The following is a 12,577-nucleotide window of genomic DNA, read 5'->3' on the forward strand; positions in this document are numbered from 1 at the left end:
CATATTCAGTTCATAAACGTGGGTTATCCTCTCTATAGAAACCGTACAGGGAGGATATGAATGTGGATTATACAGACAGAAAAGAGACCTTGGCCATTGAAGCAAGGGGACTCGTAAAAGCTTTTGGTGACAAGCAGGCGGTTGACGGTGTCGATTTGAATGTACGTGCTGGCACGATCTACGGTGTGCTCGGTCCTAATGGAGCAGGTAAGACGACTACCATCCGAATGCTGTCAACATTATTGCGGCCTGATAGGGGATCGGCCCGTATCTTCGGGCACGATGCAGTAAAGGAACCGCAGGTGGTGCGTCAATTGATCGGGGTGACAGGCCAATACGCATCGGTCGATGAGTCGCTTAGCGCTACCGAGAACCTGATCATCTTCTCCAGACTGCTTGGGCTGGGACGTGCCGAGGCGCGTCATAAGGCAGCGGAGCTGCTGGAGGAATTCGGCTTGGCCGAAGCGGCCAAAAGACCGCTAAAGCATTTCTCCGGAGGTATGCGCCGCCGGCTGGATTTGGCCGCAAGTCTCATTGCCAAGCCGCCGCTGATTTTCCTGGATGAGCCGACTACAGGACTAGACCCGCGCACGCGTGTCCAGATGTGGGACACGATCCGGCGTCTGGTCAAGATCGGTTCCACCGTACTGCTCACTACCCAGTACCTCGACGAGGCGGATCAACTTGCTGATCGAATCGCGGTGATCGATCATGGCCGGGTAGTCGCTGAGGGTACGGTGGATGAACTGAAAGCGGCAGTGGGGGCGTCGACTCTGCAACTCAAAGTGCAAAATCAACAGGATATTGAGAGAACTGTTCAGATCGTCGAACAGGTGCTTTCAGTTAAGTCCAGCGTGTCAGTGGAAGCTGGAAAGATTATTTCTCCGATGGCCAATGCAGATCGGGTAACGGACCTGCTGATTGCCCTCCGTACTGGAGAGATTCGCCTAGCAGAGATGAGTGTGCAAAAGCCGACGCTTGACGAGGTGTTTTTGTCCATCACTGGTCATGGAGCACAAGTAAAAAAGCAGCAGACGTCCCAAGGAGCGCATGCTGTGGAGGGGGCGAGAGCATGAAGAGTACTACTGTTATGACAGGTTCTGATCGCACATTGAAGAAGTCTGTGAGTTTCAGGCAGGCGTTCTCCAATTCCATGACGATGGCCTACCGGGGCATTCTGAAGATCCGGCATACTCCCGAACAATTGTTTGATGTCACGCTCCAGCCGATCATTTTTACCCTGATGTTCACCTATATCTTTGGCGGCGCCATCTCAGGAGACGTGCAGCATTATTTGCCGGTTATTATTCCAGGCATCCTCGTGCAGACTGTGATCTCGACCTCCGTCGTTACCGGCGTTCAACTACGTGAGGATATGGACAAAGGAGTGTTCGACAGGTTCAAGTCACTCCCAATCGCACGTATTGCGCCTTTGGCTGGAGCTCTGCTGGCTGACAGTATCCGGTATACTATTGCAACTGTACTTACCTTCGCCATGGGGTATATTTTGGGGTATCAGCCAGGGGGAGGACTGCTGAGTGTCGCTATCGCGGCTCTTCTGGTCATCGTGTGTTCCTGGGCAGTCAGCTGGATTTTTGCCTTCTTTGGCGTGATTGCCCGCACTGCTTCTAGTGTACAGGGCATCTCCATGATTGTTCTGTTTCCGCTCACTTTTGTTTCCAACGCATTTGTGCCTGTCGGCACAATGCCTGGTTGGTTGCAGTGGTTTGTGAACGCCAACCCGATTTCACATCTTGTGAACGCAGTCAGAGAGCTTGCGAATACGGGAACGATTGGCGGGGAACTGGCGATCTCCCTACTTGGCGCTACAGTCATTGTGGCGATCTTCGCGCCGCTTACGGTGCGTGCTTATATGCGTAAAGCATAAGATGGCGGTCTTCTTGACGAGGACGAGAGATTTAAGGCAGAGTTAGTTAGGGGGGATTGAAATGACGCGTGTATTGGTCGTTGATGATGATCCGCATATTCGTGAACTGGTCGGACACTTTTTGAGAATGGAAGGTCTGGAGGTAGTCGAGGCGGTGGATGGTTTGGACGCGATGCGCATTTTTGATGAAATCAAGGTCGATTTGCTTGTTCTTGATATCATGATGCCGGGAATGGACGGTTGGGAGCTGTGCCGTAAGCTGCGAGAGCAGACCGACCTGCCGCTGCTTATGCTTACAGCCAAAGGCGAGACGTCACAGATCGTGAAAGGCTTCGCGCTCGGAACGGACGACTATCTTGTCAAGCCATTCGACCCCATGGTGCTTGTCGCACGAGTGAGGGCTTTATTAAAACGTTATCGTATCATGGCTTCAAAATCAGTAACTGTCGGAGATCTTGTCCTGCGCAGCGATACATTTGAGTGTCGGGCTGGAGAGAAGGAGATTACCCTGCCGCTCAAGGAATTTGAGCTGCTCTTCAAGCTGGCCAGCTATCCTGGCAAAACTTTTACCCGCGACCAGCTGATCGAACAGATCTGGGGTTATGATTATGAGGGAGACGAAAGAACGGTTGATGTCCATATCAAACGCCTTCGGGAACGGTTTCCGGAGGCAAGCCACTCCTTCCGGATCAGTACGATCCGGGGGTTGGGTTATCGGCTGGAGGTACGGCAATGAAGAGGGAACCGGGGTTACTCCATATTCTTGCCAGAGTCCTGCTGGTAGTATTGGTGCTATATCTTAGCTGGGCTGCCGCGTACTTTATTATGGAGGCGATCTATTCGCACATGTCATGGGCTCCCCATGGTTTGTTCGTCTTTCTTATGAATACGACGCTAGGCTTTTTCTTCTTCGGTATTATCAGTATGACGGTAAGGCGTTTCTTCCAGCCTAGAGAACAGCACGCTTTTACCGAAATGATCGATGCTTTAAAACGTATTTCGCAAGGAGACTTTCACATTAATCTGGATTGGGGCCTCGGCGGGCGGAACGGAAAACATCGGAGGCCGCATCCTTATGTACAGTTGGTGGACAGTATCAATGATATGGCTGCAAATCTGAAGGCTATGGAAAAACTGCGGGAGGAGTTTATTTCGAACGTATCCCATGAAATCGGCTCACCGCTGACCTCGATAATCGGATTCGCCAAAGCGCTCAAGGACGAAAATCTGGATCGTGAGCAACGAGATCGGTATTTGACGATCATTGAGACGGAGTGTATTCGTCTATCCAAGCTAAGCGATAATCTCATGAAGCTGGCGATTCTGGATTCGGAGCGGCATCTGTTTCGTCCGTCCCTTTATCGGCTGGATAAGCAGCTGATTTCGCTTATTCTCGCCTGCGAACCGCAATGGGAGGCTAAAAAAATCGATATGACTGTTGAGGTGGATATAGTTGAGGTCAACGCAGACGAGGATCTGATGGGCCAGGTTTGGGTGAATCTCCTTCACAATGCCATTAAATTTACACCACAGTGTGGAGGCGTATCTGTTTCTCTTTCAAGTAACGATGATCGGGCGGTTGTCTGCATTGCCGATACGGGACAGGGCATCAACGAACAGGATCAGCAGCGCATTTTTGAACGATTTTATAAAGCAGACCAGTCACGGGCCCGAACTGCAGGAGGCAGCGGCTTGGGACTGTCCATTGCTTATAAAATAACAGAGATGCATACCGGCTCTATCTCTGTATCCAGCAAGGTGGGAGAAGGAACGGTATTTACGGTTATGCTGCCGCTGCGCCAGAAAGGAATGAAAGGCAGCAACAACTGTGAAATGTACACCGGCACAGTAATATAAAAAGGAGCGTCTTCAAAGCCATAAGTGGCTGAAGGACGCTCCTTTTTAGTTCCCATGCTTATACTCTTATGGTTTATGCGTATGTGCTCAGGACTTAGATGTATTTACCGGCTGCATCTCCTGGATAGCTTCCTTCAAGTTGTGTGAGCATAGCTCATACAACTGTTTCCTTTGCTGTTCGCTGGAATTCGTAGCCAGTTTTTGCAGCTCGGTTGTACATTGCTGCAGCAGCGTCAACACAGCTTGATTAGAGTCCTGTGCCTTGGACATCTGTACGTTATCACTGTATTGGTCAATATATAGCTCCCCTTGCGTGTCCACCTGCGCGAAAAACACATCTTTGACCGTCAGGCTCTTTTCCTTTAGCTTGGCATCCAGCCATTGTTGAGTAATCCCCATATATGCCATTTGTTGCTCCATAAGTTGTCCATCCATAATGACTGCTGTGGGCTCCTTCTCCGGCAATTGCAGCATATTCAGATCCTTAAGCGTCACCGGCTGCTTGTCTTTGGTTAACAGCACATTGACTTCGCCACTAGTTTCCATAAGAGCAAATTCCACGTCAGCTACTTTGAATACATTCTTGCTTCGAAGCTGCTCCATGAGTTCATCCAGGGTGAGCCGTTCTTTTCTCAGATTATCCTCTAAAATTTTGCCGTCTTTGATCAGGATTGTTGTCCTTCCATCTGTTATATCTCTGATTTTCTTGCTTTTAATTTGCAAATATTCAATGCCAAGTGTTGTCAGTACCCATACTGACAAGGCTATGAGGCCTAGATACCAGGTGGATTCACGCTCCATAGGAATGGTAGCAGCCAGGTTACCTATCGTGATTCCTGTTATATATTCGAACAAGGAAAGCTGGGATACCTGACGTTTTCCAAGAATTTTGGTGATTAAAAATAATATAGCGACAGCCATTAATGTGCGTATAGCAACCTCGGCCCAATCCTGCATTTGCTCAACCTCATTTCATTTCGCCACAAGGGCGCTACTATTCCAAGGATATCCGCGTCAAGGCCCATTTAAACTCCAATTCCCCTAAATTTAAATAACCGAGCTGCCAACAAACCGATTGATTACGATATAAAATTAAAATTTTCTATCGTTGGATTGTCAATGTCTATTACACAAGCGATTGACGAAAAAGGGACGGCAGGATACATTATAAATATAATTCTTATTTAATTCATCGGGATTATAAACATTAAGCTCACGGAGGTATGTATATGTCGTCCAAACCTAAAGTTGTATTGTGGAGCAAAACCGGCTGTCATTTTTGTGGAGAGATCAAATCGTACCTGGAATCCCAAAATCAGCCGTATGAAAATATCCAAGTGGACGGAAATGATGCGCTGCGTGACGTGCTGGAGACCAAATATGGTATTCGTTATGTCCCTGTCGTCGAGGTAGGCGGCGATAACAAATATGAAGCATTGCTCAACCCGGATCTGGAAGAGTTGGGTAAAGTGTTGGAAAGTTACAATCAAGTGGTATAAGCCGACGGAAATCATTATTTTCAAGAGAGGTGGAAGAGTTATGGCTAAGAATAGACAAATTAAATTTGGTGCGATTATTCACGGTGTTGGGGGAAGCATGACGACTTGGCGTCACCCTGAGGTACCTGCGGATGCGAGTGTTAACTTTGAATTTTATAAAACGCAGGCACAAAAGGCAGAGGCAGGAAAGTTTGACCTCGTATTTATCGCAGATGGCCTGTTCATTAACGAAAAATCCATTCCCCACTTTCTGAACCGTTTTGAACCAATTACGATTTTGTCCGCTTTGGCTGGGGTGACGAAGCATATCGGACTGGTCGGCACACTGTCGACTTCCTATAGCGAACCGTTCACGGTAGCACGCCAGTTTTCTTCCATTGATCATATTAGCGGAGGTCGGGCAGGCTGGAATGTGGTGACTTCCCCGCTGGAAGGCTCTGCCCTTAACTTTAGTAAAGGCGAGCACCCGTCGCATCCGCAGCGCTATAAAATTGCAGAGGAATATTTGCAGGTTACCAAAGGACTGTGGGACTCGTGGGAAGAGGATGCGTTCGTTCGTGATAAGGAAGCCGGCGTATTCTTTGATCCTGAAAAGCTGCATACATTGAACCATAAAGGTGAGTTTTTCTCGGTGCAGGGTCCGCTGAATATTGGACGATCCAAGCAGGGACAGCCGGTTATTTTCCAGGCAGGTTCCTCGGAGGATGGCAAAAACCTGGCCGCCAAGGAAGCGGATGCTGTATTTACAGGACATGAAACGTTAGAGGAAGCGCAACAGTTTTATCGTGATGTGAAAGAACGTGCGGTACGCTATGGTAGATCCGAAGAGGATATTGTCATTTTGCCGGGCATATCGCCGATTATTGGCAGCACGACGGAGGAAGCGGAACGTAAGTATGAAGAGATCACTAATCTGGTGACGATTGAGGCTGCGTTAAAATATTTGGGACGTTTCTTCGATCATCATGATTTCTCACAATATCCGCTGGATGAGCCATTCCCTGAGCTTGATGGTATTGGCAGCAATGCGTTCCGCAGCGGTACAGATAAAATCAAACGAGTAGCCAAGGAACAAAACTTGACCTTACGCGAGGTTGCGTTGCGTTCAGCTACGCCGAGAACCTCTTTTATCGGAACCGCTGAGCAGGTAGCGGATCGAGTGCAGGAGTGGTTCGAAAGAAAAGGCGCAGACGGGTTTATTATTGGTTCAGATGTGCCATCGGGTCTGCATGACTTCGTAAATCTAGTTGTGCCTATTTTGCAGGAACGCGGTATTTACCGTCAGGATTATGAATTTAGCACACTGCGTGAAAACCTGGGCGTGCCTATTCCTGAGAACCGCTATACAGCAGCCAGATCCAAAGTGAAGATTGACGCATAACAGAAGGAGGAAAAAATATGTCCAAGGTTGTCATCCTATCAGGCAGTCCGTCTACACAATCCCGTTTATACGGCTTGATTAACTATACAACTGAGCAGTTGCAGCAGGCTGGAGCGGAGGTCACATTACTGAATGTGGTCGACTTGCCAGCGGAGGATCTGGTCACAGCTAACTTTAACAGCCCCGACGTCACAGCATCACTTGCATTGATTGCAGCAGCGGATGCCGTTATTGTGGCTTCTCCAGTCTATAAGGCGTCCTATTCAGGACTATTGAAAATATTCCTGGATTTGGTTCCGCAGGAGGGGCTAAGAGGGAAACCTGTCTTGCCTTTATTTATCGGAGGTACACTGGCTCACCTGCTGGTCATTGACTATGCCTTGAAGCCGGTTATTAATGCACTGGGCGGAAGACATATTCTTGGCGGGGTGTATGCAGTGGATCAGTGGATTGAACGTCTGCCAGATGGAGCATACGGGTTGTCCGAAGAATTGGTTGCACGGTTGGAACGCTCTGTTAAAGAACTAAATGAGCTATTTAAATTATAGATATTTTCAATATTTCCATTGACAGGTCGTTCAGTGAGTTTTATGATACAAAAAAACCAAGTTAACTTATTGGATAAATGTATATAAAACTTACTGGGGGACTTGCGTATGAATATCGAGAATATGGAAGCCTTTGTATACGTGAATCATTATGGGAGCTTTAATAAGGCTGCAGAAGCCTTGTTCTTGTCCCAGCCCTCTGTTACAGCCCGGATTCAGACGCTAGAGCGCGAGCTAGAATGCAAGTTGTTCGACCGCCAAAGCAAGCAAACGGTTCTGACGGAGGATGGACGAAAGTTTCTTCCTTATGCGGAGCAGATGCTTCAGGTGCTGCAAAAAGGGAAGCAAAAGCTCCAACAGCGTAAGAAAGCCCCTCAGCAAATTCGAATTGGCTGCACGATATCGGTGTCGAACTTCATCATTCCTGAAATATTAAAGCAACTTCGTGCCCGTTATCCAGAGGTTAACTACAAAATTGTGACGGCTACGACGGATCAACTGGTACATAAACTGTTGAACCGTGAGGTAGACATTAGTTTTGTCCGTAAAGTGATGCATCCGGCTATCCGTACGCTTGCTTTTCATGAAGATCCGATTTCCCTGTATGTATACGACGGCCATCCGTTTATGAAGACAGGAAAGGCCAGCATACAGGATATTCAACGTGAAACACTGGTGTTTTTCGAATGCGGATCACTAGATTGGATGAGAATTCATCGCGCTTTTGAATCACTGGAGCAGCCACCGGACATTGCTTTTCAGGTTGACAATGTGGTCACGGCCAAAAAGCTGGTATTGGAAGAAGCGGGTATTGCCTTTTTGCCGGATGTCTGTGTGAACCGTGAAGTGAAGGATCAGAAACTGTTCCGTATCCATGTTCCAGAGGTAGCTGGGGTGTCGATGCAGATTAGCATAATAGCGACCAAAGAAGACTGTGCAGTGACTTCGGATTTTGCAGATGCACTGACAGAAGGTTTCCGGGGTGCTGTTTTGTTATAGAAAAGTTCTATAGCTTGGTGGATTGACGTATAGGTTTTCAGGTGTTACATTAATCACATCCTAAAACCGATTAAACTTATAGGAATTATTAATTATTGGATGTTGTAGCTACCATGTATGTCGCAAACTGCTGATATACAAAGAGATGAGGGGGATTCATATGAAAAAGTGGTTTGCAATATTGTCTGTTATGGCAATCATCTTGGTGCTGGCAGGCTGCGGCTCCTCAGATAACGCGTCTAGCGCGTCAGGTTCAAGCGGAGACGTGAAGAAAATTATCGTAGGCACAGGTACTCAATTCAAAAATGTATGCTTTATTGACGAAAACGGAAATTTAACAGGCTTTGATGTGGAGCTGATTAAGGAGCTGGACGAGCGCCTGCCTCAATACGAATTTGAATTCAAAACGATGGACTTTGGAAATTTGCTGCTAAGTCTCGATGCCGGCAAAATTGATCTGGTATCGCATCAAATGGAAAAAAACCCGGAGCGTGAAGCCAAGTATCTGTTCAACAAAAATCCGTATAGCATTTTTCTGAACAGAGTCGCTGTAGCGAAGGATAACAATACCATTCACTCCATTGATGATTTGAAAGGGAAAAAGGTACTCACCAGCCCAACCAGTAATGCGGCGTATGTGCTGAAAGAGTATAACAAAACCCACGGAGATGCCCTAAATATCGTTTATACGAGTGGTGCAGCCAATGATACGGTGCAACAAATTACGAGCGGCCGTATAGATGCTACCGTTACGACAGACTTTGCGAACCGTTTTAACACCGATGAAAAAGGAGAAGTAGCTCTGAAAACCGTTGGTGGTCCTTTGACTCAATCGGATGTACTGTATGTACTGAACAAAAATGAGCAAGGGTTGGCGGATGACCTCGACAAAGCCATTCAGGAAGTGAAGGACGACGGTACGCTGTCGAAGCTGAGCATTAAATGGCTTGGAGAGGATTTCACTAAGTCTCTGGAAGATGTGAAAAAAGAAGGTAGCAGCAGTAAGAAGTAAGGATAGACTTGGATATTTCAGCGGTCAGGGTACTCTATGTATTCTGGCCGCTGATGTATAGAAAGGAGGCAGGCATATGAGCAGAGAGTTCAATATTGACTATGTTTTTAGCTTTATCCCGAAAATGCTGTCTTACTTACACATCACCTTGTTTATTGTGGCAAGCTCGCTTGTATTGGGGCTTATCATTGGTCTGTTGGTTGCGCTGCCTCGCATGTATAACATTCCATTTTTCAAACGTGTTTCTCAAGTGTATGTTTCCTTTTTTCGCGGAACACCTATTCTAATCCAATTGTTTCTGGTGTATTACGGCCTGCCAGAGCTACTGAAGCTGGTGGATATCAATTCCTCCAGATGGGATGTGCTGTGGTTTGCCGTAGCAACCTACGCGCTCAATAGTGGAGCCTTTATTTCCGAAATTATCAGGTCAGGAGTAGAGGCTGTAGATCGGGGACAAATCGAGGCTGCACAGTCCGTCGGCATGTCAGGCTATCAGACCTTTACACGTATCATTATGCCGCAAGCGCTGGCTGTCGTGGTTCCGGTATTTTCCAATCTGGTGATTGGCAATCTGAAGGATACTTCGCTGGCATTTACGATCGGAGCGATGGAGATGACAGGGAAATCACAGACATTAGGGTCGGCTACCCAGCATTTTGTTGAAACCTATATCGCGTTATCCCTTATCTATCTGGTGATCAGTCTGATTTTACAAAAATTGTTCAAGGTACTGGAAAATGCGCTTCTCCGGCATGAGCATCGGGACACAGTGCATAAAGAACCCGAAAAACGAAAAAGTTTTGTGGTGCGTTACCTGAGAAGTCCCCGTCTTAGTAAAGGAGGTAAAGGCATATGAGTCTGGATTTTGGATTTATATATACTGCCTTTTTAGGGTTGTTCTCCGCGTTGCCCAACACCTTAATTATTACGGTGGTTTCCGTACTGGCAGGGTTGGTCATCGGTATTATAACGGCGCTGGCGCGAATCTATAAGGTTCCTGTGTTGTCCCAGATTTCTCACGGTTACGTTACCTTTATCCGTGGCACACCGATGCTGATGCATTTGCTGCTTATTTATTTCAGTTTGCCTTTGTTGATTGATGCGGGAGCGAAGCATTTCGGCTGGCCGCTGCAATCCAAAGATGTTCCTTATATGGTATTTGCACTCATTTCGTTTTCCATTACCAGTGGCGCGTATATGTCTGAGGTCGTCCGTTCTGGAATTCAATCGGTCAACAAGGGACAAATCGAGGCAGCTTATGCTGTCGGTATGACGACGTGGCAAGTGCTGAGACGGATTGTATTTCCGCAAGCGTTCGTGGTGAGTTTGCCAAATCTGACGAATTCCGTTATTGGGATGCTTCATGGCTCTACCTTGGCCTTCACGGTTTCGGTCACAGAAATCCAGGCACAGGCTGAAATTCTGGCATCTACCAACTGGAAATATTTAGAGGTATATATCGCAGCTGCACTGCTATTTTGGGGCTTGACGGTATTGATTGAGCGAATATCCGGCTTGGTGGAGAAAAAAATCAATGTGTTTAATGGAGGTCGAGCATCATGATCCGTCTGCAAAATATTACGAAGTCGTTCGGCAAACATGAAGTGCTCAAAGGCATTGATTTGACCGTGAACAAAGGCGAGGTCGTCGTTATTTTAGGCCCGAGCGGTTCAGGAAAAACGACTCTGCTACGCTGCATTAATTATCTGGAAAAGCCAAATGATGGGGAAGTCAGCATTGGCGATTTTACAGTGAACTGCAAGCGACCTGCAAAGAGGGATGTTTTGGCTCTACGTCAAAAGACGGCTATGGTTTTCCAGCAATACAATTTGTTCAAGCATAAAACAGCACTAGAAAATGTCATGGAAGGACTTGTCGTTGTCCGCAAGGTCAAGCAGGAGGAAGCGAAAAAAATCAGCATTGAAGTGCTGGAAAAGGTCGGTCTGGGTGAAAAGCTGAATCATTATCCAAGCCAGCTATCCGGCGGACAGCAGCAGCGTGTCGGCATAGCGCGTGCTTTGGCGCTGAACCCGGAAGTGATTTTGTTTGATGAGCCGACTTCGGCGCTGGACCCTGAGTTGGTGGGTGAGGTGCTGTCGGTGATCCGCAAGATTGCGAAGGAAGGCATTACGATGATTGTCGTTACACATGAAATGGGCTTTGCGCGCGATGTTTCAAATCATGTGGTATTTATGGATGGCGGTCATATTATCGAGGAAGGCACACCGGAAGACATTTTTAACCACCCCAAAGAGGAACGTACCAAACAATTTCTGAAACGGATTACACCGGAATATAACTATTCAATTTAGACGGGAGAGGGAGACATGAGTATTAAAATCGGAGTATTGGATCAAAGCCCTATACACGAGGGGGAAACGGTAGCGCAGGCCCTTCGTAATACGATTAAGCTAGCACAGCGTGTAGAGGAATTGGGATTTACGCGCTTCTGGGTATCAGAGCATCACGATTCCGAGCAGGTTGCGGGCTCTTCGCCAGAGGTACTCATTTCCCACTTGCTGGCACGCACTGAGCGTATTAAAGTCGGTTCTGGTGGAGTGATGCTTCAGCATTACAGCCCTTATAAAGTAGCCGAAAACTTTAATGTGCTGTCCTCTCTTGCACCGGGTCGCGTAGATTTGGGAATCGGACGCGCACCGGGCGGGTTGCCGAAATCCACACAGGCGTTACAACGAAATGTTCATGATGCGCCTTCTCTCGAAGAAAAAATTGATGAAGTAAGTCGCTATATTCATAATATTCCGTCTGAAGAAGGACCGTTAGCCGGGTTACAGGCGAATCCGATTCCAGAAATACCAGCGGATATTTACGTTTTGGGTACAAGTACAGACAGTGCTGGAATTGCTGCGCGTCTGGGGTTGCCCTACGTTTTCTCGCAATTTATCAATAGTAATGAGCAGGTTGCATTGGACTCATTCCGTACGTATCGGGCGTCCTTCGATTATAGTTATGGACGTGAGCCGAAAGCTCTTTTTGCGCTTTCGGTCATCGTAGCGGACACTTCCGAGGAAGCTGCGGAGTTGGCAGGTGAGCACAAGCTGTACAAAATTCATCTGGCCAGTGGCAAAACGGCTACGGTGGGCACGCTGGAAAGTGCAGAAGAGTTTGGCAAGCAATCGGGTGAAGAATATACAATTGAAGCTACACAAGCGCAAATTAACAAAGGGAATAAAGACGAAATTTATGCTGTGCTGACGGAAATTCAAGCGAAGTATCAGGTCGATGAGCTGATCGTTACGACAGGAATAAGAGATATACACAAGCGCGTGCGCTCGTTCGAGTTGTTGCATGAAGCTTTTGCCGGATTGCCTGTGCAGTCCTAGAAATTGTTGGTCTGAGAGAATTGTAACTATTTTGGGTTCACGAAGGAGG

Annotated in this window: 14 protein-coding genes; 13 read left to right on the plus strand and 1 reads right to left on the minus strand. The window is 47.3% G+C overall.

Translation table 11 applies throughout. The annotated features are described in order from the left end of the window. Positions 1–56: 56 nt before the first annotated feature. From T3H97_RS10895 to T3H97_RS10910, 4 genes are all read left to right on the plus strand, one after another. A complete protein-coding gene (locus tag T3H97_RS10895; protein ID WP_328802508.1) occupies positions 57–1,076 on the plus strand; it encodes an ATP-binding cassette domain-containing protein in 1,020 nt (339 codons plus the stop codon). Continuing rightward, positions 1,073–1,888 carry an ABC transporter permease gene (locus T3H97_RS10900; protein ID WP_250272002.1) on the plus strand — a complete coding sequence of 272 codons (816 nt, stop codon included), beginning with the start codon at positions 1,073–1,075 and terminating at the stop codon, positions 1,886–1,888. The genes T3H97_RS10895 and T3H97_RS10900 overlap by 4 nt, the downstream gene beginning before the upstream one ends. A 61-nt stretch (positions 1,889–1,949) precedes the next feature. Then, positions 1,950–2,624 carry a response regulator transcription factor gene (locus T3H97_RS10905; RefSeq protein ID WP_328802509.1) on the plus strand — a complete coding sequence of 225 codons (675 nt, stop codon included), beginning with the start codon at positions 1,950–1,952 and terminating at the stop codon, positions 2,622–2,624. Continuing rightward, positions 2,621–3,745 (plus strand): sensor histidine kinase, encoded by a 1,125-nt coding sequence (locus tag T3H97_RS10910; protein WP_328802510.1) that lies wholly within the window; start codon positions 2,621–2,623, stop codon positions 3,743–3,745. The genes T3H97_RS10905 and T3H97_RS10910 overlap by 4 nt, the downstream gene beginning before the upstream one ends. A gap of 87 nt (positions 3,746–3,832) precedes the next feature. Here the strand turns inward: T3H97_RS10910 and T3H97_RS10915 are convergent, their stop codons facing one another. Beyond that, the gene (locus tag T3H97_RS10915) at positions 3,833–4,702 is read right to left on the minus strand and encodes a DUF421 domain-containing protein (protein ID WP_328802511.1); all 870 of its coding nucleotides are present in this window, start codon (positions 4,700–4,702) and stop codon (positions 3,833–3,835) included. Positions 4,703–4,974: 272 nt separating this feature from the next. On the opposite strand from T3H97_RS10915, the gene T3H97_RS10920 reads away from it, so the two are divergent. From T3H97_RS10920 to T3H97_RS10960, 9 genes are all read left to right on the plus strand, one after another. Further along, positions 4,975–5,244 (plus strand): glutaredoxin family protein, encoded by a 270-nt coding sequence (locus T3H97_RS10920; protein ID WP_023988351.1) that lies wholly within the window; start codon positions 4,975–4,977, stop codon positions 5,242–5,244. A gap of 40 nt (positions 5,245–5,284) precedes the next feature. Beyond that, positions 5,285–6,625 (plus strand): LLM class flavin-dependent oxidoreductase, encoded by a 1,341-nt coding sequence (locus T3H97_RS10925; protein ID WP_328802512.1) that lies wholly within the window; start codon positions 5,285–5,287, stop codon positions 6,623–6,625. A 17-nt stretch (positions 6,626–6,642) separates the two neighbouring features. Beyond that, positions 6,643–7,173 (plus strand): NADPH-dependent FMN reductase, encoded by a 531-nt coding sequence (gene ssuE, locus T3H97_RS10930; RefSeq protein ID WP_328802513.1) that lies wholly within the window; start codon positions 6,643–6,645, stop codon positions 7,171–7,173. A 108-nt stretch (positions 7,174–7,281) separates the two neighbouring features. After that, on the plus strand, positions 7,282–8,172 hold the full coding sequence (locus T3H97_RS10935; protein WP_328802514.1) for a LysR family transcriptional regulator: 891 nt from the start codon (positions 7,282–7,284) through the stop codon (positions 8,170–8,172). 160 nt (positions 8,173–8,332) lie between these two features. Beyond that, entirely contained in the window at positions 8,333–9,184 is an 852-nt protein-coding gene (locus T3H97_RS10940; protein ID WP_328802515.1) for a transporter substrate-binding domain-containing protein, read from the plus strand. A gap of 76 nt (positions 9,185–9,260) precedes the next feature. Continuing rightward, positions 9,261–10,040 (plus strand): amino acid ABC transporter permease, encoded by a 780-nt coding sequence (locus T3H97_RS10945; protein WP_328802516.1) that lies wholly within the window; start codon positions 9,261–9,263, stop codon positions 10,038–10,040. Further along, entirely contained in the window at positions 10,037–10,747 is a 711-nt protein-coding gene (locus tag T3H97_RS10950) for an amino acid ABC transporter permease (RefSeq protein ID WP_061830372.1), read from the plus strand. The genes T3H97_RS10945 and T3H97_RS10950 overlap by 4 nt, the downstream gene beginning before the upstream one ends. Beyond that, a complete protein-coding gene (locus tag T3H97_RS10955) occupies positions 10,744–11,496 on the plus strand; it encodes an amino acid ABC transporter ATP-binding protein (RefSeq protein ID WP_250244878.1) in 753 nt (250 codons plus the stop codon). Before T3H97_RS10950 ends, T3H97_RS10955 begins: the two co-directional genes overlap by 4 nt. Before the next feature lie 15 nt (positions 11,497–11,511). Then, positions 11,512–12,528: an LLM class flavin-dependent oxidoreductase gene (locus T3H97_RS10960; RefSeq protein WP_328802517.1), complete on the plus strand. Its 1,017-nt coding sequence runs from the start codon at positions 11,512–11,514 to the stop codon at positions 12,526–12,528. The last annotated feature ends 49 nt before the right edge of the window (positions 12,529–12,577 follow it).

The organism is Paenibacillus sp. LX16 (assembly GCF_036252815.1).
GTDB classification, from domain to species: Bacteria; Bacillota; Bacilli; order Paenibacillales; family Paenibacillaceae; genus Paenibacillus; species Paenibacillus polymyxa_B.